Genomic DNA, 21,491 nt, shown 5'->3' with positions numbered 1-21,491 from the left:
CTGCCAGGGTGGGGACTGACCTGTGCCCATCCGAAAGGCCCCGCGATGTCCGCTGCCACCCCCTCCCCGTCCGGCCGGGGAAACCCCACCGATCCCCGGACGGCGGCCGTGCTGGTGGTGGACGACGATCCGGAGGTGCGCGCCGCCCTCGTGGACGGGCTGGCCGTGGAGGGTTACCAGGTGCGGGTGGCCGGGGACGGTCTGGCGGCGCTGAGCGCGGTGGCCGCCGAGCCGCCGGACGCCATCGTGCTGGACCTGGCCATGCCGGTGATGGACGGTCTCGCGGTGTGCCGCCGGCTGCGCGGACTCGGCGACCGTACGCCGGTCCTCGTGCTCACCGCCCGGGACCAGATCAGCGAGCGGGTGGCGGGGCTGGACGCCGGCGCCGACGACTACTTGGTCAAACCGTTCGCGCTGGATGAGCTGCTGGCCCGGCTGCGGGCCCTGTTGCGCCGCGCCGCGCCCGCCGGGGCGGTGGACGAGCAGGTCTCCGGCACGCTGTCGTTCGCCGATCTGACCGTCGATCCGGAGACCCGTACCGGGGTGCGCGGCGGACGGCGGATGGAGTTCACCCGCACCGAGTTCGCGCTGCTGGAGGTGTTCCTGCGCCATCCGGGCCAGGTGTTGCCGCGGGAGCTGATCCAGGAGCTGGTGTGGGGCACCGAGTTCGCCTCGGACTCCAACTCGCTGGCGGTGTACATCGGCTATCTGCGCCGCAAGCTGGAGGCGGACGACGCCCCGCGACTGGTCCACACGGTGCACGGCACCGGTTACGAACTGGCCGAGCGATGAGCGCCGCCGACCGGATCCGGGACCAGGGGCGCCTCGGCCGTCTGACGGGCCGTCTGCGGCTGCGCACCCGGATGGCCCTGATCACCTCCGTGGCGGTGGCGCTCGTCACGGTGGGGGTGTGCGCGGCGGCGTACGTCGTCATCCGCTACGAACTGGTGCGGCAGCTCGACCTCCAGCTCACCCAGCAGGCCACCCTGCTCGCCCAGGACGGGCGGGACGAGGACACCGGGACCCTGTACGGCGAGTGCCGCTGGCTGTCCGCCCCGGCCTGCGCACAGGTCGTCACCCCGAAGACCGGTACGCCGGGACACCCGGCCGGTGCGGAGCTGGTGATCCCGGTGACCGGTGCCACCCGCCAGGTGGCCGCGGGCTCCCGCGGCGCGTACTACAGCGAGATCACCGTGCACGGACACCGGATGCGGACGCTGACCACCCCGCTGAGCGGCGATCGGGCGCTCCAGCTCGCCCTGCGCTCCGACACCGTCGAGCAGGGCGAACGGCAGGCCGCTCAGCTGCTCGCCGCCATCGGGGCGGCGGGGGCACTGCTCGCCGCCGGACTCGGCTATCTCGCCTCACGACGGGCGCTGGCGCCCGTCACCCGGCTCACCGCCACCGCCGAACGGATCGCCGCCACCCGTGACCCGGCCCATCGCATCGAGCTGTCGCCGCAGGAAGGACGCCGCGGGGACGAGATCTCCCGGCTGGCCGGGAGCTTCAACACCATGCTCGGCGAGCTCGAGGAGTCGGTGGCCGCCCAGCGCCGGCTGGTGGCCGACGCCTCGCATGAGCTGCGCACCCCGCTGACCGCCCTGCGCACCAACGCCGAGCTGCTGGCCCGCGCCGAACGGCTCTCCCCCGCCCAGCGGGACCGGGCCGCCTCGGCACTCGGCGGTCAGCTGCGCGAGGTGACCGGTCTGGTCAACGATCTGATCGAACTGGCGCGGGACGAGGAGCCACAGCCGCTGGTGGAGCCGGTCCGGCTGGATCTGCTGGCCGCGCGGTGTGTGGAGGAGGCGCGTTCGCACTGGGCGCACACCACCTTCACCGCGGAGCTGGCCGACGTCACCGTGGACGGGGTGCCCGCGCGGCTGGCGCGGCTGCTGACCAATCTGCTGGACAACGCCGCCAAGTTCAGCCCGTCCGGTACCGAGGTGGAGGTCCGGCTCACCTCCGGCGAGCACGCCATCGACCTCACCGTCCGTGACCACGGGCCCGGTATCGCCGCCGAGGACCTGCCGTACGTCTTCGACCGCTTCTACCGTTCCCGGCAGGCCCGCGCACTGCCCGGTTCGGGGCTGGGGCTGGCCATGGCCCGGCAGATCGCCCGCGCGCACGGCGCCGCGCTGACCGCGGAGGCGGCCGAGGGCGGTGGCGCGCTGTTCCGGCTGCGCGTCCCCCGCAACCGGGCCGGACGTCCGCCCCGGAAAGGGTGAGCCAGGGCCCGCTCCCAAGCCGTGGAGGGCATGCGGAGGGCGTTCTTAGAAGGCTTCTTATGCAGGCTCGATATCAACGTCGTATGAAACGCAAACACGTCACCCGGCCGCGGGTGATCGCCGCGGTGTCACTGGCCGGCGCCATGTCCTGCCTCGCCCTCGCCTCGACCACCCTCGCGTCCACCACCCACTCCGGGAAGCGGGACGCGCCACGGCCGGTCGTGGTCGGCGGCCATCGGGTGGAGGTCCCGGTGCGCGGTGGCACGGCCACCGTGGACACCGCCTCGCTGCGGGTCACCGCCCGTACCGCCCGGGGCACCGTGGAGCTGTCCGCGCCCGCCGCCACCGCCCCGGGGAAGCCCGGTTCGGTCACCACCTCGCCGGGCACCGCCCGCTGGAGCTATCCGGACACCGGTCTGGCCGTCATCGCGCGCGCCGGGGACAACGGCCGGCTGGTGCTGTCGGTCACCTCCACCGGCAAGGCCACCGAGAAGGCCGCCCGCGAACTGTCGTGGCCGGTCACCGGCACCGACCGGCGTGCCTCCGCCGTCCAGCTGCCGCGCGGCGAGGGGCTCTCGCTGCCGGTGGCGGACCGCTTCTGGAACTCCTCCCGGGCGGGTCTCGTCGACTCCGAGATGGCCATGGAGTCATCCCTGTCGATGCCGCTGTGGGGATACACCCTCGGTGACCGGCAGGGTGTGAGCTATCTGGTGCCCAGTGACATCGGCACCGCGCTGCGCGTCACCTCCGACGGGGGCAGGCTGCGCACCGCCGCCACCCATCGGTTCTCGCGCGCGGACGGCACCACGCGGTACACCGTCGCCTTCTCCCTCACCGACGGCTCCCCGGTGGCCTCCGCCCGTGACTACCGCGCCTGGCTGGTCGAGCACGGGCAGCTGAAGAGTCTGCGGAAGAAGATCGAGGAGACCCCGGCCACCCGGAAACTGCTCGGCGCCTTCCACGCCTATCTGTGGGGCGACGCCCGCAAGGCCGGGTTCACACGCGAACTGCGCGGCCTCGGTGTGGACCGCATGTGGCTCGGCTACGACGCGGACGACCGGCCCATGGACGCCGCGGCCACCTCGGCCGCGAAGGAGGCGGGCTACCTCGTCGGCCCGTACGACTCGTTCGCCAACGGCCAGGATCCCGCCACCTCCGACGCGCCGACGTCCACCTGGCCGGGGACGGTGTACCCGGACTTCTGCGTGCGGGACGCCGACGACAAGCCCGTTCCCGGTTTCCACGACCGCGGCTGCTACCTCAGCTCCGAGGCGTTCGAGAAGGCCGAGCCGCGCCACCACTACCTCGCCGACCGCACCCGCCGGATGACCGGGGCGGGCGCCGACAGCTACTTCCTCGACGTGGACGCGGCCGGTGAGCTGTTCCGCGACCACAGCACCGCCCACCCCATGACCAAGGCGAAGGACCGTGCCAACCGGCTGGCCCGGATGAAGCGGCTGGCCGACCGGGGCCTCGTCCTCGGCTCGGAGTCCGCCGGAGCCTGGGCCAACCGGGAACTCGCCTTCGACCACGGCTCGGGTACCCCGGTGACGGACGGACTGTGGAAGGCCCAGCGCGACCGGGAGACCTGGGGCGGGTACGCACCCGCGAACGCGCCGGACATCTTCTTCAAGCCCGCGGAACTGCCCGCCGACGTGGCGAAGGCGATGTACGACCCGGTCTACCGGGTGCCGCTGTACGAGACCGCGCTGCACGACTCACTGGTGAACACCGAGCGCTGGGAGCTGTCGTACGACAAGCTGCCGCGGCAGAAGACCGACCGCGCACTGCTCGCCATGCTCTACAACACCCCGCTGAACTTCGTGCTCACCGGTGATTCGCTGAAGAAGAACGGCGGTGAACTCGCCGCGCTCCAGAAGTACTTCGCACCGCTGCACAAGGCGGCCGGCACCGAGCCCCTGACCGGCTTCCGGTCGCTGACGGCCGACCGCACGGTCCAGCGCACGGTCTTCGGCGACGGCACCCTCACCGTCACCGCCAACTTCGGCAGCACCCCGTACAAGGGTCTGCCCGGTGGCTGTGTGGACGCCGGGCTCCGCGACGACAGCGCGCCGCGGCGGCTGTGCCCCGCGTCGGTGGCGGGCTCCTAGCGGACCGGTCACGGAGACGCCGCCGGATCACCGGCGGTAGAGCGTGATGGAGTGGCCGACCTCCTCGACCGGTGTACTGCCGTCGAGGATGTCGGCCAGCCGTCCGCGGGCCAGGGCGGCGGAGGAGTCCGACACCACGAGCAGACCGTGGACCCGTCCGGGGGCCACGGTCCGCGGGTCGGACGCCTCGATGCCGTAGGCGGACGGCTCCCCGCCGCCCTTGTAGACGAGCCAGACCCGCTCCCCCGGGTAGCGGGTGCGCAGCCGGTCGGCCAGCCGCCCCAGATCCTGTCCCCAGTCGACGTTGGAGTCGTGCAGATATCGATGGGTCCGCGCCGGTCCGCCGAATGCCTCGTTGGCGTACGGCAGGTAGAAGGGGTACGTCCGCAGTGAGCTGATCGCGACCCAGACCACCAGCAGCGCCGTCGCGATAAGACTCCAGCGCCCGCGCACGGCCGTCACACAGCCCGCCGCGACCGCGAGGAACAGCGGCAGGAAGACCACGTAGCGCACCCCGAAGTCACGGGCACCGTCCATCGCCGCGAGCATCAGCACGGCCGGGGGCACGAGGAGGTACGGCACGGCGGGCCGCAGACGGCGTACCGCCACCAGTGTCACGGTACCGGCCGCCCACAGCGCCAGCGTTCCCAGCGGTGTCTTCACCAGCAGCGCCACGGGCAGGTAGTACCAGAGCGAGCCGAAGTACCGGCGGCCGAGGAGAAAGCCGTGGTACCGGTGGTACTCGAAGCCGAACTGGATCCGCATGCCGTCCCGGAACGGCTCGGGGAACGGCATCCACTGGACGGCGAGTTCGCGCAGGCCCCGGAGCTCGGGCACCTGCGGCGGGGTGGTCCAGCGCAGCCGCGGGTCCACCGCGAGATAGCTCGCCCAGACCACGGCCAGCGCCACGACTCCCATCCCGGCGGCCGCCGCGGCCCCGCGCACCAGCGGACGCGTCACTCCGCGGAGGTCGAGCGGTCCGGGGTTCCGGGCCCGGTGGGCACGCCAGAACGACAGGACGGCCAGGGACAGCAGTACGGGTACCGCCGCCAGCGCGCTCATCTTGGTGGCCACCGCGGCGCCCAGCGCCACCCCGGCCATCGGGAGGTGGACCAGCGGACGCCGTCGGGCCCGCCACAGCAGCCAGACCGAGGTCAGCAGGAAGCCCGCCGTGGGGACGTCGAGCGTGGCCAGGGAGCCGTGGGCGATCACATCGGGCGAGAAGGTGTACAGGGCGAGCGCGGCCAACGCGCCCGCGGGACCGACGAGATCGCGGGTGAACGCCAGCACGACCAGGCCGAACAGCAGCGTCAGCGCGATCACCGGCAGCCGCGCCCAGAGCATCAGCCGCCAGGGGTCGTTGCCCGACTCGTACAGCAGGTGGCGCCCCAGCTCCGTCTGGTCACCGGTGAAGCCGGGGGCCGTACGGACGTCGGTGAACAGCGTTCCGGCCCCGATGACCAGCTTGCCCAGCGGCGGGTGTTCGGGGTTGTACCGCAGGCTGTGCTCATGGACGTCGACCACCGCCGCGCCCACGTACACCGGCTCGTCGATGGTCGGGGTCTGCTCGGCGGCCGTGGTGACCATCGCGGCCGCCATCTGGACGAGCAGCGCCACCACGGCGAGGACGAACAGCGTCCGCCGGTGCCGTCGCAGCGTCCGGAGCACGGCTCCCGTCCGGAACCGGTCCGGTACCCGCGGCCGGTCCGGTCGCCGTCCGGTGACGGCCCGGGTCGTACCGTCGATGACACCCGCCCTGCGCATACCGACAGACGCTAACCCGGCGTCCCGGGCGTCCATGGCCCGCCATCAGAAAGTGATCAGGAGTTGCGCACTTCGGAGCAGTGGCGGCGCCGGCCGGGGGACACTGGACGGCATGGGGACGGCACATCCGGTCTCAGCGACCGCTAGGGCCCGTCTTCAAAGGGGCCGCCCTGCTCCCGACGCCTGGCACGGCACCTCGCTGCGTTGTCGGACTCGCCCAAGTACGCCCAGTACGAGGGCGATCCTCCGCCTTGCGAGCCACCGCACCAGACGCCGGTCGCGGCCGGACGCCCCCTTTGAAGACGGACCCTAGTGACAGTGCACGCGGCTGTTGGTTCAATGCAGCAAGCGCTTTCCATCCGAACCCTCGTGAGCGTTGGAGCGTATGCCGTGGCTCTCTCCCGTCGTGATCTGCTGTCCCTGGCCCCCGCCGTGTCCCTGGCGGCGCTCGCCCGGCCACCGCGCGCCCGGGCGGCGGGACATCCGGCGCCCACCGCCGGTGAGGCCGCCGCCGATCACACCGCGCTGATCGACAACACGGTGGCCGTGCTCGCAGGTACCCCGGACTCCAACGCACGGCCCGAAGTGGCCGCCAAGCTCACGGCCATCGCCACGACCGCCCGCTCCCGGCTCACCGCGATGGACGGCACCGGGGACGGTGAGCTCTTCCAAGGGCTTCCCCTGGGCTCCAGCGACCCGTATCTGATGACCTCGTACCAGTACCTCTACGAGATCGCCCTGGCCACCCGGGTCCCCGGCGGCCCGCCGTCCGGCCTCCACGGCGACACGGCCGTCCAGCGGCGGGTCATCGACGGTCTGGTGTGGCTCCACGACCGTTACTACGGCGACCAGTCGAAGGGTTACTACGGCAACTGGTTCACCTGGGAGATCGGTATCTCCTCCCATGTCAGCAGGACGCTCGCGCTGCTGCGCGACGAGGTCGCGCTCCACCGCCCGGACCTCATCGCCACCTACGTCGCCTCCATGGACGCCTATCTGCGCAACGGGAAGGACGGGGACGTCGATCTGGACTCCCGTTTCCACACCGGTGCCAATCTCGCGGACATCACCACCAACCGGATGCTGCAGGGCGCGCTGCTGGCGGACGACGCCCGGGTGAGCAAGGCGGTCGCCGACCAGCTGACCGTGCTGGCCACGGTCGACCCCTACCGGCCGCGGCACGGCGTCACCGACGGTTTCTACGCGGACGGCTCCTTCATCCAGCACGCCTCGGTCGCGTACACCGGCTCCTACGGCAAGGGGCTGCTCACCCGGGTGGTGCAGACCGTCAAGATGCTGGACGGCACCGGGTACGTGAGCGGGGCGGAGCTCGTGCGCACCGCCCACCGCTGGGTCGTGGACGGTTTCGCCCCGCTGATCTTCGAAGGCTGGATGATGGAGATCGTCAAGGGCCGCGGGGTGTCCCGGACCACCACCGGATACACCGATGTCACCCAGGTCGTCGAGGCCGTCGTCGATCTGTCCGGCCATGCCACCGGTGCCGAGGCCACGGCCCTCAAGGGCTATGCGGCGTTCATCCACGAGACCGCCAAGGCCCCGCTCGATCCCTCGGCGTTCGTCTCCCCGGTGAGCATCGCCCGCTACGCCGACATCCTCGCGGACCCGTCGGCCCCGCCCGGGGACCTCACCCCGGCCGCGCACCACACCGCGTTCAACGCCATGGACAAGACGGTCCACCGGCGCCCCGGTTATGCCTTCGCCCTGGCCCGGAGCTCGGCGAGGATCAGCAAGTACGAGTACATGAGCGGCGAGAACCTGATGCCGTGGTTCCAGGGCGACGGCGCGCACTACCTCTATCTCTCCGGCCAGGACCAGACACGGGCCTTCGGCGTGGACTACTTCACCACGGTCCCGCCGGACCGCCTCGCGGGTGTCACCGCACCGGCGGAGACCCGGCGCAGCGTCCCCGAGCTGTACGGCACGCAGTGGTACGACAACCCCGCGCGCGGGTTCACCGCCTCGTCCGAGGCGCAGAACACCTATGTGTACTTCCCGCGCGGCACCCACGCGTTCTCCGGTGGCGCGGCCCTCGGCGCGTACGGCGCGGCCGGATGGGTGCAGTCGGACGACGTGGCCTACGCGGCGAAGCGGAACGGCGAGCTGCCGGAGGACTTCGTGGTGTACCGCAACGCGGACGCCACCAAGTCGTGGTTCATGTTCGACGACGAGATCGTCGTCCTCGCCGCGGGGGTGGGCGACTCCGCCGGGCGCGCGGTGTCCACCACCGTGGACACCCGGATCGCACCGCCCTCGGACACCGTCACCGTCGCCGGGGAGCTCCGCGACGGCACCGCGTGGTCGGGCACCGGCACGGTGCCGCTGGCATGGCTGCGCTACGGCAACGCCACCCGGTCCGCCGCCGTCGGCTACGTCTTCCTGGACACCCCGCGGCCCACCGTCGCCCTCGACACCGTCACCCGCAGCCGGCGCGCGGTACGGCTGACCAATCCCGACACCCCGGTCACCACCCGGGTCTTCTCGGTCTCGGTGGAGCAGCGGGCCGGTGTGCCGCACCGCGCGATGGCCTACGCCCTGGTGCCGCACGCCACGGCGGAGCGGCTGCGGGGGTACGCGGACGGGCCGCTGTCGGTCCTGGTGAACACCACCCGGGCACAGGCCGTCCGCCACCGGGGGCTGGGGATCGTCGCCCTCAACGCGTTCGCCCGTGGCACTCACCGCGCCGGACCGCTGTCGCTCGACGGACCCGGGTCGGTGATCCTGCGCACGGCATCCGGCGGCGCGCCGCGGGAGGGCACGGTGTCGCTCGCCGTGGCGGATCCGACCACCCGGCGGGAGACGGTCTCGGTGCTGGTCCGGGGCCGCCGGATGCGGGCGGTCTCGGCGGACGAGGGGGTCCGGGTGAGCCGGGTGCGCGGTGGCACCCGGATCGACGTCAGCACCCGCCACGCCTACGGACGCAGCTTCACCGCGCGGCTGCGCTGACCGCCCGGTGCGAGGGCCTCCGGGGTGACGGACGGCCGCGTGTTTGAGTATGTCCGGCTCCGGGACCACGCTGGAGGGTATGGACACGCGGGGCGCCCCTCCCAGCGGTGGGGCCGGACGGCCCGGTGCGGACCCGGGCGGCCCGCTGATGACGATCGACGCACAGGGCGAGGTGACGGCCTGGGGCGAGGCCGCCACCCGGCTGCTCGGCCATGACCCCGCGCAGGCCGTCGGGCGCCCGGTGACCGAGCTGCTGGACACGGCTCCGCCGTGGCGGGACGCGGGCTCTCGGTGGCGTGGTGAGGTCGTGCTCCGCCACCGCGAGGGCCATCGGCTGACGGTCGGTGTCCACGCGCACCGGCTGTCGGCGGGGGGCGGTCACGGACCGTTGTGGCTGGTGACGGAGGATCCCTCGGCCGGGGGGCCGGCGGAGCCCGGTGACGAGGCGCTGTCGGACTGGATGCTGACCAGTTCCCCGGTCGCCCTGGCCGTCTACGACACTGATCTGCGGTTCGTCCGGCAGAACCCGGCCATGGAGCGCATCGTCGGGGTCCGGGCCGAGCAGCGGCGCGGACGCGGGCTCTCGGCCGCGGTGACCGGGCCCGGCAGCGCGGAGTGGGAGGCGCGGATGCGCCGGGCGCTGGAGACGGGACGCGCGGAGGAGGACTACCTGTTCCAGGGGCGCACCCGGGCCGATCCGGAGCACGACCACTTCTTCGCCGTCTCCGCCTCCCCGCTCCGCGACCGTGAGGGCCGGATCGTGGGTCTGTGCGCCACCTCGCGCGATGTCACCGAGCAGCATCGCAGCCGGGAACGGCTGGCGCTGCTGAACGAGGCCAGTACGCGGATCGGCAGCACCCTCGATGTGATGCGCACCGGACAGGAGCTGGCCGAGCTGGCGGTCCCGCGGCTCGCCGATTTCGTCAGCGTCAACCTGGTGGAGTCGTTGCTCAGGGGTGAGGAGCCGCCGCCGGGGCCGGTCACCGGGGCGGTGCTGCGGCGGGTGGCGAACGAGTCCGTGCGCGAGGGCGCGCCGGAGGCGGTGAGCGAGGTGGGTGAGGTGGCGTTCTACTCCGTGCACTCCCCGCATGCCCGGGCGCTGGCGGCCGGGCGCTCGGAGCTGCACCGGATGATGGACGAGGAATTGCGCTCGTGGGCGACGCAGGAGGATCCCGAACGGTTCGCCAAGGCGGTCGAGTACGGGTTCCACTCATGGCTGGTGGTCCCGGTGATCGCCCGCGGCACCACGCTGGGCGTGGTGGACTTCGTCCGCTCCGTCACCCCCGAGGCGTTCGACACCGAGGATCTCTCCCTGGCCGAGGAACTGGTGGCCCGGGCGGCGGTGTGCCTGGACAACGCCCGCCGCTACACCCACGAGCGCGCCTCGGCCCTGGAGTTGCAGCGCAGTCTGCTGCCGCAGGGGCTCCCGGAGCAGTCCGCGGCCGAGGTGGCCAGCCGCTACCTCCCGGCGGCGGCCCGGTCCGGGATCGGCGGCGACTGGTTCGATGTGATCCCGCTGTCCGGGGCGCGGGTGGCGCTGGTGGTGGGCGATGTGGTCGGCCACGGGCTCAAGGCCTCGGCGACGATGGGCCGGCTGCGCACCGCGCTGCGCACCCTCGCCGAAGTCGATCTGACACCGGAGGAGTTGCTGACCCAGCTGGACGACCTGGTGGCGCGGGGGGACGACGAGACGGAGCTGGAGTCGGACGAGGCCACACCGGGTGATTTCGGCGCCACCTGTCTCTACGCCGTCTACGACCCGGTGTCGGGCCGGTGCAGCCTGGCGCGCGCGGGTCATCCGGCCCCCGCGGTGGTTCCGCCGGACGGCCCGGCGACCTTCCTCGATCTGCCCGCCGGGCCACCGCTGGGGCTGGGCGGGCTGCCGTTCGAGTCGCTGGACGTGGAACTGCCGCGGGGGAGCCTGCTCGCGTTCTACACCGACGGGCTGGTGCGCGGCGGCGGTACGGACGGCGGGCTGGACGCGCTCCGCCACGCCCTCACGCTGCCCGCCGAGGGGCTGGACGCGCTGTGCGACCGGGTCGTCGGCACGCTGCTCCCGGACCGCCACGGCGATGACGCGGCGCTGCTGCTGGCCCGGTTGCGGAGGCTGGACCCGGACCGGGTCGGGGTCTGGGACGTCTCCCCCGATCCGGCCGCGGTGGCCGAGGTGCGTGCGGACGCGGTGCGCTGGCTGACCGAACGGGAGCTGACGGAGACGGCGGTGATCACCGAACTGGTCGTCAGCGAGCTGGTCACCAATGCCCTCCGGTACGGCGCCCCGCCCATCCGGCTGCGTCTGATCCTGGATCGCGAGCTGATCTGCGAGGTGTCCGACGCCAGCAGCACCGCCCCGCACGCCCGCCGGGCGCAGGTGCTCGACGAGGGCGGCCGGGGTCTGCTGCTGGTCGCGCGGCTCACCCAGCGCTGGGGCACCCGGCACACCGCGACCGGCAAGGTCATCTGGTGCGAACAGGCCCTTCCCACGGACTGATCACGGCGGATCGTCTAGATTGTGCACAGTGCGGGGGCGCAACGGCTGTATCAGCGACGCTTTTTGAGAGAGGCGCGGGCGTGACCGACTACGAGGCTACCTACGACTCCGCCGCACGGGTGTCCGGCCGGATCGACACCACCAAACCGCACACCGCCAGGATCTGGAACTACTGGCTGGGCGGGAAGGACTACTACGTCGTCGACCAGCAGGCGGGCGATCAGATCCGGCGGCTGCACCCGGGGATCGGTGACTACGCCCTGGCCGACCGGGCCTTCCTGGGCCGCGCGGTGCGTCATCTGACCGCCGAGCGGGGGATCCGTCAGTTCCTGGACATCGGCACCGGTTTGCCCACCGCCGACAACACCCATCAGGTCGCGCAGCGGATCGCACCGGACTCCCGGGTCGTCTACGTGGACAACGACCCGCTGGTGCTGGCCCATGCGCGCACCCTGCTGACCAGCACCCCCGCGGGAGTCACCGACTATCTCGACGCCGATCTGCGGGACGTCGACACCATCCTCGAACGCGCCCGGAAGACCCTGGACTTCGACCAGCCGATCGCGTTGATGCTGCTCGGTGTGGTGATCTTCATCGGTGACGAGGAGGATCCCTACGCCCTCGTCCGCCGCCTGGTGGACGCCCTGCCCTCCGGCAGCCATCTGGTGCTGTCCCACACCATCTCCAGCCCCTCGATGCCGGATGTGGACGAGGCGGTGGCGTTCTGGAACGAGAACGGCATCCCGAAGCTGACCCAGCGCACCCCGGACCGGGTCGCCCGGTTCTTCGACGGTACGGAGCTGCTGGAACCGGGCGTGGTCTCGTGCTCGCGGTGGCGGCTGGAGGACACCTCCGGGGAGGAGCCCGACGAGGTGGCGATGTTCGGCGGGGTCGGCCGGAAGCCGTGACGGCCGGGGCGGGCGGCGCGGGCGGTACGGCTACAGGTCGTCGCAGAGACCACGGGCCTTGTTGAGTTCCTTCATCACCGTGGCGGTGAAGTCGAGCTCGTCGGCGAGGCGGTACTGCGAGTCGCGTATCGCGTCGGCGAGCGGCTTGTAGCGCTTGTCCCCCGCGGCGGCCGCGGTGGCGAGGGTGTTCGCGGCGTAGTAGCGGTTGATGGCGACCTCGCCCTTCTTGCCCTTGGTGCCGTACTCCGTCTCGTCGAATCCGTCGAGCGCCGCGCAGGCGTCCCGGGCGTCGGCCGCCGGACCGCGGCCGGCGGTGTCCCCGTCACCGCCGGAGAGGGCCCAGACGGCGCCCACTCCCCCGCCGCCGAGTACCAGCCCGGCCACGACCGCGGCGAGCAGGGGCCCGAGGGGGCGGCGGGGCGGTGACACCGGCACGGTCGTCGCAACGGGCACGGGGTCGGACTGTGGTGGCTGCATGGCGCTCAACATAGCGGCAGGGACCGTCATTCCGGTATGGAGCGGACGGCCGCGGAGCCGGGGTCAGGGGCCGAGTTCCACCGCGATGGCGCCGCGCAGCAGATCGCGGGCGCGCTCCAGGGTCAGCGAGCCGCTGAGCCACCGCTTGCTGAGCCCCTCGACCAGCGCGGTGAGGCGGTCGGCCGCGTCCTGGGCGGACACCTCGGGCGGAACCGTGCCCCGCCGCTGGCAGCTCTGGATGAGATCGCTCGCGTAGTCCGTCCAGCGGTCGGTGCTGGTGCGCAGCTGTCGGCGCAGTTCGGGCTGGAACACGGCGGTGGCGCGCAACTCGCCCCAGGCGGTGCTGTTCTCGACGACCACCGGTTCGTCCTGGAGCTCGAGCAGCAGCATCTGCTCCAGGTGGCCGCGGGGGTCGGTGTCCGGATCGGCGGCGGGGTCGGTGTAGCGCTCGGCCCGGGTGTTGATGAACTCCAGGGTGCTGGCCAGCAGGCCCGAGCGGTCCTGGAAGTGGTAGTAGATCAGCGAGGTCGACACTCCGGCCTCCTCGGCCAGCTCCTCGACGCGCAGCCCCCGGATCCCGCGCTGGGCGATGGATCGGGCGGCGGCTTCCAGGATGGCGGTGCGGCGGCCGGCCATGGTCGCTCACTCTCTCTCGGGTGCTCTCTCGGTGCTCTCTCGCGTGCCCATGTTACCGTCGCATCCTGACTGAAATTTCAGTCAGGAATTCGAACCGGACGAACGCGGAGGCAGACCATGAGCGGATCGAAGCGCCGGACCGTGCTGCGCGGCGGAGCCGCGGCGGTGCTGGCCGGTGCCGCGGCGGCCGCCTGCTCACAGGGCTCGGGCAAGCCCGCCACGACCGGGGGACGTGCGGACGTGTCCGCGACGGACCCCGCGCGGACACCTGCCGGACGGCGGATGCCTGCCGAGACCGCGCGGCACCGCCGCACCTACCTGGCCTGGCCACCGCTGGACTCGGACTGGGCGGACATGGCCGAGGACGTCCAGCGCGACATCGCCGGGATCGCGCGGGCGGTCGCCGGGTTCGAGCCGGTCACCCTGCTCGCCGCGCCCGGGGAGGCGAAGGCGGCCCGCCGGGCGTGCGGGGCGGGCGTGGAGGTGATCCCGGTCCCCGTGGACGACCTGTGGATACGCGACAGCGGCCCCACCTTCGTCACCGGACGGAAGGGGCTGGAGGGCATCGATCTGCGCTTCAACGGCTGGGGCGGCAAACAGCGGCATCCGCGGGACGCCCGGGTCGCCCGTTCCGTCTCCGCCCACGCCGGGGGCGCCCGCCTCGATGCCCGGCTGACCGGGGAGGGCGGCGCGCTGGAGGTGGACGGCCACGGCACCCTGATGGCCACCGAGAGCTCCCTGGTCAACGACAACCGCAACCCCGGTCTGAGCCGGGACCGGATCGAGGCACGGCTGAAGGAACTGCTGGGCGTCAGCAAGGTCATCTGGTTCAAGGGAGTGAAGGGGAAGGACATCACCGACTGCCACGTCGACGCCCTGGCGCGGTTCGCCGGGGACGGAGTGGTGCTGCTCAGCCGTCCGCGGACGGACGACGGGCCGAGCGTGTGGAGCCGGGTGTACGACCAGGCCCGGAGTGTGCTGGAGGAGTCCACCGACGCCCGCGGCCGTCGGCTGGAGGTGGTCGACCTGCCCGAACCGGACCGGACCGTGATCGGCCGGCGCGGCAGGGACTTCCTCGGCTGCTACGCCAACTACTACGTCGTCAACGGCGGGGTGATCGTGCCCCGGTTCGGCGACCGCGGGGCCGACCGCCGGGCCGCCTCCGTCATCGGGGACCTCCACCCGGGACGGAAGGTGGTACAGGTGGACATCCCGGCGGTGGCCGAGGGCGGTGGCGGCATCCACTGCGCCACCCAGCAACAGCCTCGCGCCTGACGCCACGACAGCGCCGTTCGGCCTCCGCCGCACGGCGTTCCGGACAACCCCCGCACGACACTGAACGGCTCGTGGATCACGCTCGTACTGTCGTGGTGTGGACGAGTGCGTGACGCCCGGCCCCGCGCCCGGCTGGGCATCGCGCGAGCTGTTGACCCTGGTGAGGGCGATGGCACCGCATCCGGCCGCCGTGGTGGACCGGCACTGGGACCTGCTGGCGTGGAACGACGGCTACGCGGCGCTGTTCACCGACCCCGCGTGGCTGCTGCCGGAACAGCGCAATCTGCTCTGGCTGTTGTTCCGGTGGCCGCCCTCCCGGCTCCTGATGGCCGATTGGGAGCGGGAGGCCCGCGCCCTGCTGGCCGCGTTCCAGGAGCGGGCCGCGGCCGGTCCCGGCGACCCCAGGATCGTCGCGCTGCTGCGCGAGTTGATGGCCGATCCGCATGCGGCCCACTGGTACGGGCGCCTGGAGGCCATCGCTCCGCCGCCCCCGCTGCGCCACTACCACCACCCGGTCGTCGGTGATCTGCGGCTGCGGCCGGTGACCCTGGCGGTGGTCGGCGCGGCGGACCACCAGGTCATGGCCCATGTGCCCGACGACCCGGTGACACAGGAGGCGCTGCGGCAGTTGTGTTCCGCGGCGTACGGCTGAGGTGTCGGTCAGCTCATCTGCCGCCGCACCAGCTCGTACAGTTTGCCGCCCGGGGTCGCCATCAGCTCGGCGGGGGCGCCCTGTTCGACGATCCGCCCGTCCTCCATCACCAGCACCCGGTCGGCGTCCATGACGGTCGACAGCCGGTGTGCGATGACCAGGCGGCTGGCCCGGAGAGCGCGGGTGCTGTCGATGACCACGCGCTGGGTCTCGTTGTCCAGGGCGCTGGTGGCCTCGTCGAAGAAGAGGACGCGTGGACGGCGGATCAGCGCCTGGGCGATCATCAACCGCTGCCGCTGGCCACCGGAGATGGCGCCGCTGCCGGAGATCATGGTGTGCAGCCCCATGGGCATCCGGCGGATGTCCTCGGCCAGACCCGCCAGCTCGGCGGCGGCCATCGCCTCCTCGGGGGTGTACGGCTCGGCGCCGCGGATGCAGTCGAGCACGGTGCCGTTGAGGGGCTGGGCGTTCTGGAGGACCACCCCGCACTGGCGGCGTACGGCGGCCTGGTCCAGGGCGGCGAGGTCCTGACCGTCGTAGAGCACGCTGCCGGACACCGGCCGTTCGAAGCCGATGAGCAGTCGCAGCAAGGTGGACTTGCCGCATCCGCTGGGGCCGACGACGGCCACGAACTCCCCGGGCCGGATCTCCAGCGAGACATCGTCGAGGACCAGCGGACCGTCGTCGGCGTAGCGGAAGGTGAGGTTGCGGGCGCGCAGGTCCCCGGTGAGCGTCCCCGGCTGGGCGCTTCCGCCGCGTACCTCGGGCGGCTCGTCCAGGATCGGTTTGACCTGCTCGAACATCGGCAGCACGGCCACCACCGAGACCAGGGCGTTGGTCAGCTGGGTGACCGAGGTGAGCAGCATGGTGACCGAGGTGTTGAAGGTCAGGAACGCCCCCGCCGACATGCTCCCCCGCGCCGGTCCGGCCAGCAGCATGAACACGATGAGCGCACACAGCGGGAGGTAGACCGCGTCGAGCACCTGGGTGAGGTTCTTGATCCGGCCGGTGCGCTGGTGGAGTTCGCGGGAGTGGGCGAATCCGCGGGCCCAGGCCGCGTACGCGAAGTTCTCCGCCGCGGCCACCCGTAGTTTGGGCAGTCCGCGCAGGGTCTGGAACGCCTGGTTGTTGAGCTTGTTCTCGCTCTCCACCAGTCGCCGCTGCCAGCGCACCTGCCACAGGCCCATACCGAGGAACACCGCGGAGATGACCACCAGCATGGCCAGCACGGCGAGCGCCAGATCGGCGCTGAAGTACATCAGCAGGCCGAGGTTCACGGCTCCGACGGTGCCCGCCTGGAGGACCACCGGCGCCGTACCGGACAGCACCCTGCGCATGGCGCTGATGCCCATCGCCGCGCTGGCCAGTTCCCCCGTGGAGCGTTGGGCGAAGAACCGGGTCGGCAGCCGCAGCAGCCGGTCCCACACCGCGGGCTGGAGCGTGCTCTCCAGCCGCCCCTCCAGACGCAGCAGGGTCAGGTTCTGGAGCAGCATGAAGGCGGCCGAGACCACGCTCGCCACCATCAGCGCCAGGGAGATCTGGACGATGGGGCTCTTCTCCGCCCGGGGGACGAAACCGCCGAGCACCTGGCCGGTGGCCACCGGCACCAGGGCGCCCAGCACCACCGTCACCAGTCCGCCGACCACGAGGTTGCGCAGATCGGGCGCCACCCCGCGGGCGGTGAACCGCAGCAGCCGCCACGCCGTCATCGGACGGTCGGGCAGCGGGCGGTAGAACATCACGGCGCGCGGTTCGAACTCATCGGCGTTGCCCTCGCCGATCCGCAGCCGCAGCCCCGAGGCCGGGTTGACCGCCTCGTAGCGGCCCCGGCGCCACAGCAGTGCCACCGGGGCGCCGGACAGCGCGCGGTAGCCCACGAGCGGTCCGGCGTCCTCACGCCACCACGCGCCCTCCAGCCGGACGGCGCGGGTGCGGATCCGGGAGGCCACGGCGATACGCTCCACCGGGCTGGTGCGGTCGTCCTCGGCGGTGGCGCCCCGCGGCCGGTCGGCCAGGGTGATCCCGGCGGCCCCGGCCACCGTGCGGCACACCGCGTGGACGGTGTCGTCGCTGGTGTCCTCCGCCGCCCTCGCCGCCTGCCGCGGACTTCCGATGGAGGCGATCAGCGCCTGGTCGGCGCGGGAGCGGACCGCCTCACCGGCCCGGATCCCGGCTGCCGTGCGATCGGCGTGGGTCCGCTCCAGCGCCTCGATCCAGCGGTCCACGGCGGTGCCGAGACGGTACTGCTGATTGACCATCCGCTGCCACAGCGCACCGTCGACCAGCAGGTCCCCGGCGGCCTGGGCGCTGTACTCGGCGCCGTAGCGGACGCTGCCGGGGGGTACCGGGAGCCAGAGCAGGTCCTCGTCGGCCGCCTCGCCCTCGCCCGCGGGGCCACCACCGTCCAGCGGGGCCTGGAACAGCACACCCAGGCTGCGGCTGACCCCGAGCGCCACCGCGTGTTCCAGCGGGGTGGGCGGGACATCGCCGTACGGTTCGTCCGTCCAGCCGGTGGCGTACGCGTCGTAACTCTCCGGCCGGTACAGCTCGCGCAGCGGGATCCGGCGCACGGCGCAGTCCTGCGAGGGCCTGCCGACCAGGGTGTGGCGCGGGCCCTCGACCGGGCCCGGGAGCGCCGCGCCCGGCTCCAGCCGTCCGAGGAAGTGCCAGTGTCCCTCCTCGGCGGCGTCGACCGCGAACAGGTCCAGGGCACCGCCGGTGACGAGCCAGAGCACCTGCGGTCCCTCCAGCGGGAGGCTGCGCAGTCCGGTGCGGTCGACGGGGGTGCCGAGCGCGCCCAGCGCCTGGACCACCGCGTCGCCGCCGTCCGCGGCCACGGCGGCGGCCGGATGGGCGGAGGTCATCTCAGTGCTCCTTCATCAGCCGCGCGTACGGCCCCTGCGCCGCGGCGAGGTCCTCGTGGCGGCCGCGTTCGACGACGGTGCCCCGGTCCAGGACGAGGATCTCGTCGCTGTCGCGCACGGTGCTGAGCCGGTGGGCGATCACCACGCACGCACAGCCGCGGCGGCGCAGACTGTCCATGACGGTGCGTTCGGTGCGCGCGTCCAGGGCGCTGGTGACCTCGTCCAGCACCAGCACACTGGGGCGGCGGACCAGGGCGCGGGCGATCTCGAGACGCTGCCGCTGGCCACCGGAGAAGTTGCGGCCGTCCTGCTCCACCCGGCCGTGGATGCCCTCGGGGCGGCGGGCGACGACATCGTCCCAGAGCGCGGCGTCCTTCAGGGCCGCCACCACCGCCTCGTCCGGTATGGAGGGGTCCCACAGCGCCACGTTGTCACGCACGGTTCCCTCGAAGAGGAACACGTCCTGGTCGACGAAGGACACCGAGGCGGCGAGCGCGCCGCGGGGGATGTCCTCCAGCCGCTGCCCGTCGATGCGGATGCTCCCCTCCCACGGGCTGTAGAGGCCGGAGACCAGCCGGGAGACGGTGGACTTACCGCTGCCGGAGCCGCCGACCAGCGCCACCTGGCGACCGGGTCCGACCGACAGGGAGATACCGCGCAGCAGGGGTTCGTCCAGCGGGTTGTAGCCGAAGGTGACGTCCTCCAGCGTGACATGGCCGGTGAGCCGGCGGGTGTCGGGCTCCGGCTGGTCACGTGTGTAGAGGCTGTCCAGCGGGAAGTTCTCGACGTCCTTCAGCCGGGCCACGTCCGCGGAGAAGTCCTGGATGCGCCCGGCCACACCGTTGAGCCGGGTGATGGGTGCGGTGAAACGGGCCACCAGCGCCTGGAAGGCCACCAGCAGACCGACCGACACATGACCCTCGACGGCGCGCAGTCCGCCGATCCACAGGATGAGCGCGCTGTTGAGGGTGGCGAGGGTGGGCGCCACCACGGCCAGGACGGCACTCGGTACGCCCAGCCGCTGCTGTTCCTCGAGGGTGATGGCGTGCTGGCCGGCCCAGCGGCGGAAGTATCCGTTCTCACCGCCGGTGGCCTTCATCGTCTCGATGAGCTGGAGGCCGGTGTAGGAGGTGGTGGTCAGCCGGGCGGTGTCGGCCCGCAGTTTCTGGGTGCGGGTGGCGCGCAGCCGGATCACGACGCGCATGGCGACCACGTTGAGCAGCGCCAGTCCCACGCCGACCAGGGTGAGCTGGGGGTCGTAGGTCCACAGCAGCAGCGCGTAGAGCACCACGACGATCCCGTCGACCGCGGCGGCGGCCAGGTCACGGGCGAGTGTTTCCGCCACGGTGTCGTTGGAGCGCAGCCGCTGGACGAGGTCGGCGGGACTGCGCTGGGCGAAGAACGTGACGGGCAGCCGCAGCAGATGGCGCAGGAACCGGGCGCTGCTGAGGGTGGAGGAGATGATCCGGCCGCGCAGCAGATTGGCCTGTTGCACTCCGGTGAGCACGGCGGTCAGCAGTACCGCGACGGCCATGGAGGTGAACAGCGGCCCCAGGGCGGAGGTCTCGCCGCCGATCAGGAAGGTGTCGATGAAGGTGCGGCTGAGCGCGGGGACGGCGGCGCCCACCACGACCAGCAGCAGACTGGCGAGCAGGGAGGCCAGCAGGGTTCCGGTGGTGCCCCGCATCCGGGCGGGCAGGGCGCCCAGCACTCCGGGGCGGCGGCCGCCGCGGCGGAAGGACGCCTCGGGTTCGAGGACCAGGACCACGCCGGTGAAGCTGGTGTCGAACTCCTCGGTGGGGACGAACCGGCGTCCCTTGTCGGGGTCGTTGATGTACACCCCGCGCTTGCCGAACCGGCGCCCCGTGCCGTCGTAGACGACGTAGTGGTTGAACTCCCAGAAGAGGATGGCCGGTGCCCGCACCTCGGCCAGGCTCTCCGGTTCCATCTGCATGCCCTTGGCGCTCAGCCCGTAACTGCGCGCGGCCCGCAGCAGATTGCTCGCGCGCGAGCCGTCCCGGGAGACACCGCAGGCGATCCGCAGCTCCTCCAGCGGTACATGGCGTCCGTAGTGTGCGAGCACCATGGCGAGCGAGGCGGCCCCGCACTCCAGCGCCTCCATCTGGAGCACGGTGGGGGTGCGTACCGTACGGCGCCGGGGCCGCGCGGGCCCGGCCGCGCGCCGTGGGGCGCGCCGCCGCCCCCGGGCGGGCTCGGGGCGGCGGCGTCCGCTGCTTCCGGCGGGTGCCGGGCGGGGCGGCCCGCCGTCGTGGGTGGGGGTCACGGGAGCAGCCATTCGATCGGGTGCCGGTCGGCGAGGTGGACCGTACCGGTGGCCAGGGTCATGGAGTCGGGGGTGAAGGGCGGGCCCTTCGGGGAGGACCAGCGGTAGCCGGAACGGGTGGTGGCCGAGCGGTCCAGCCGGACCAGCACCGCGACCGGCGGGCCGTGCCGGGAGAACTCCTCGCCGAGTTGTTCGCTGCCGAGGTGCGAACCGATCTGCTGACGTGACTGGGCGGTGCGGCCGACGGCCCGGACATGGCCGCGCAGCACGCCGTAGGTCTGGGTCGGCACCGACTGCACCCCGAGGTCGACGGCCGCGCCGACCGGCACCGACGCGGCGCGTTCCGCCGGTACGTAGAGGGTGGCGGTCAGCGGGTCGCCGGAGCGGCGGACCCGTTCGACGGAGGCGACGTCGGCTCCGGTGGTGAGGACGGAGCCGATCGAGACCACCAGGGTGGTGAGCCGTCCCGCGGCGAGGGTGCGCACCACGCTGTCGCCGCGCGGGGTGCGGATCTTCAGCAGCGGAGCGCCCGCGCGCAGGGTGCTGCCCTCCTTGGCGAGCACGGCGGTGACCTGTCCGGCCACCGGGCTCTGGAGGATGTAACTGCCCTGTCCATGGGTGAGGATGCCGGGCGCGGCCAGGGTGCTGGACACCGTGCCGGTCACGGACCAGACGGCGGCCGCGGCCATGACGACGAGTGTGACCGCCAGGGCGAGCCACCCTTGCGGGCGGGCGTAGCGCACCGGCAGATCGATGTCCTCTGCCGACTGCGCTTTGGAAAGGGCCTGCTGGCGGAACTGCACGAGAGTCTGTCCTCAACCGCGGGAACGGATGGAGTGC

14 protein-coding genes are annotated in these 21,491 nt (G+C 72.5%); 8 read left to right on the top strand and 6 right to left on the bottom strand.

Features of this window, described 5'->3' with window-relative positions:
• Positions 1–45: 45 nt before the first annotated feature.
• The 3 genes from AC07FT_RS07605 to AC07FT_RS07595 all read left to right on the top strand — a co-directional run bounded on the left by AC07FT_RS07605 (position 46) and on the right by AC07FT_RS07595 (position 4,336).
• Positions 46–792 (top strand): response regulator transcription factor, encoded by a 747-nt coding sequence (locus tag AC07FT_RS07605; RefSeq protein ID WP_479174786.1) that lies wholly within the window; start codon positions 46–48, stop codon positions 790–792.
• Entirely contained in the window at positions 789–2,225 is a 1,437-nt protein-coding gene (locus tag AC07FT_RS07600) for a sensor histidine kinase (RefSeq protein ID WP_479174785.1), read from the top strand. The genes AC07FT_RS07605 and AC07FT_RS07600 overlap by 4 nt, the downstream gene beginning before the upstream one ends.
• Positions 2,226–2,308: 83 nt before the next feature.
• On the top strand, positions 2,309–4,336 hold the full coding sequence (locus tag AC07FT_RS07595; RefSeq protein ID WP_479174783.1) for a glycoside hydrolase: 2,028 nt from the start codon (positions 2,309–2,311) through the stop codon (positions 4,334–4,336).
• 27 nt (positions 4,337–4,363) lie between these two features.
• On the opposite strand, the gene AC07FT_RS07590 is transcribed toward AC07FT_RS07595, so the two are convergent.
• The gene (locus tag AC07FT_RS07590) at positions 4,364–6,100 is read right to left on the bottom strand and encodes a phospholipid carrier-dependent glycosyltransferase (protein WP_479174781.1); all 1,737 of its coding nucleotides are present in this window, start codon (positions 6,098–6,100) and stop codon (positions 4,364–4,366) included.
• 390 nt (positions 6,101–6,490) lie between these two features.
• Here AC07FT_RS07590 and AC07FT_RS07585 point away from each other — a divergent pair, with 390 nt between their 5' ends.
• The 3 genes from AC07FT_RS07585 to AC07FT_RS07575 all read left to right on the top strand — a co-directional run bounded on the left by AC07FT_RS07585 (position 6,491) and on the right by AC07FT_RS07575 (position 12,463).
• Positions 6,491–9,064, top strand: a complete 2,574-nt coding sequence (locus AC07FT_RS07585) for a polysaccharide lyase family 8 super-sandwich domain-containing protein (protein WP_479174779.1) — start codon at positions 6,491–6,493, stop codon at positions 9,062–9,064.
• Between the two features lie 79 nt (positions 9,065–9,143).
• Entirely contained in the window at positions 9,144–11,555 is a 2,412-nt protein-coding gene (locus tag AC07FT_RS07580) for a SpoIIE family protein phosphatase (protein WP_479174777.1), read from the top strand.
• 80 nt (positions 11,556–11,635) lie between these two features.
• On the top strand, positions 11,636–12,463 hold the full coding sequence (locus AC07FT_RS07575) for an SAM-dependent methyltransferase (protein WP_479174775.1): 828 nt from the start codon (positions 11,636–11,638) through the stop codon (positions 12,461–12,463).
• 30 nt (positions 12,464–12,493) lie between these two features.
• Here the strand turns inward: AC07FT_RS07575 and AC07FT_RS07570 are convergent, their stop codons facing one another.
• Together AC07FT_RS07570 and AC07FT_RS07565 are read right to left on the bottom strand one after the other, a co-directional pair.
• A complete protein-coding gene (locus tag AC07FT_RS07570; protein ID WP_479174773.1) occupies positions 12,494–12,916 on the bottom strand; it encodes a hypothetical protein in 423 nt (140 codons plus the stop codon).
• 87 nt (positions 12,917–13,003) lie between these two features.
• On the bottom strand, positions 13,004–13,576 hold the full coding sequence (locus tag AC07FT_RS07565) for a TetR/AcrR family transcriptional regulator (RefSeq protein ID WP_479174771.1): 573 nt from the start codon (positions 13,574–13,576) through the stop codon (positions 13,004–13,006).
• Positions 13,577–13,693: 117 nt separating this feature from the next.
• Here AC07FT_RS07565 and AC07FT_RS07560 point away from each other — a divergent pair, with 117 nt between their 5' ends.
• Both AC07FT_RS07560 and AC07FT_RS07555 read left to right on the top strand, forming a co-directional pair.
• A complete protein-coding gene (locus tag AC07FT_RS07560; protein ID WP_479174770.1) occupies positions 13,694–14,851 on the top strand; it encodes an agmatine deiminase family protein in 1,158 nt (385 codons plus the stop codon).
• 97 nt (positions 14,852–14,948) lie between these two features.
• Positions 14,949–15,503, top strand: a complete 555-nt coding sequence (locus AC07FT_RS07555; protein ID WP_471200352.1) for an MmyB family transcriptional regulator — start codon at positions 14,949–14,951, stop codon at positions 15,501–15,503.
• An 8-nt stretch (positions 15,504–15,511) separates the two neighbouring features.
• Here the strand turns inward: AC07FT_RS07555 and AC07FT_RS07550 are convergent, their stop codons facing one another.
• Genes AC07FT_RS07550 through AC07FT_RS07540 form a run of 3 tightly spaced genes read right to left on the bottom strand, consistent with a single transcriptional unit; the run spans position 15,512 to position 21,454 of the window.
• Complete coding sequence (locus AC07FT_RS07550) at positions 15,512–18,367, bottom strand: NHLP bacteriocin export ABC transporter permease/ATPase subunit (RefSeq protein WP_479174767.1); 2,856 nt, start codon at positions 18,365–18,367, stop codon at positions 15,512–15,514.
• 1 nt (position 18,368) lies between these two features.
• Positions 18,369–20,663 (bottom strand): NHLP family bacteriocin export ABC transporter peptidase/permease/ATPase subunit, encoded by a 2,295-nt coding sequence (locus AC07FT_RS07545; RefSeq protein WP_479174765.1) that lies wholly within the window; start codon positions 20,661–20,663, stop codon positions 18,369–18,371.
• Complete coding sequence (locus AC07FT_RS07540; protein ID WP_471200361.1) at positions 20,648–21,454, bottom strand: hypothetical protein; 807 nt, start codon at positions 21,452–21,454, stop codon at positions 20,648–20,650. Before AC07FT_RS07540 ends, AC07FT_RS07545 begins: the two co-directional genes overlap by 16 nt.
• Between the last annotated feature and the right edge of the window lie 37 nt (positions 21,455–21,491).

The organism is Streptomyces sp. NPDC045899, assembly GCF_056431485.1.
This window is presented reverse-complemented; position numbering and strand designations above follow the sequence as displayed.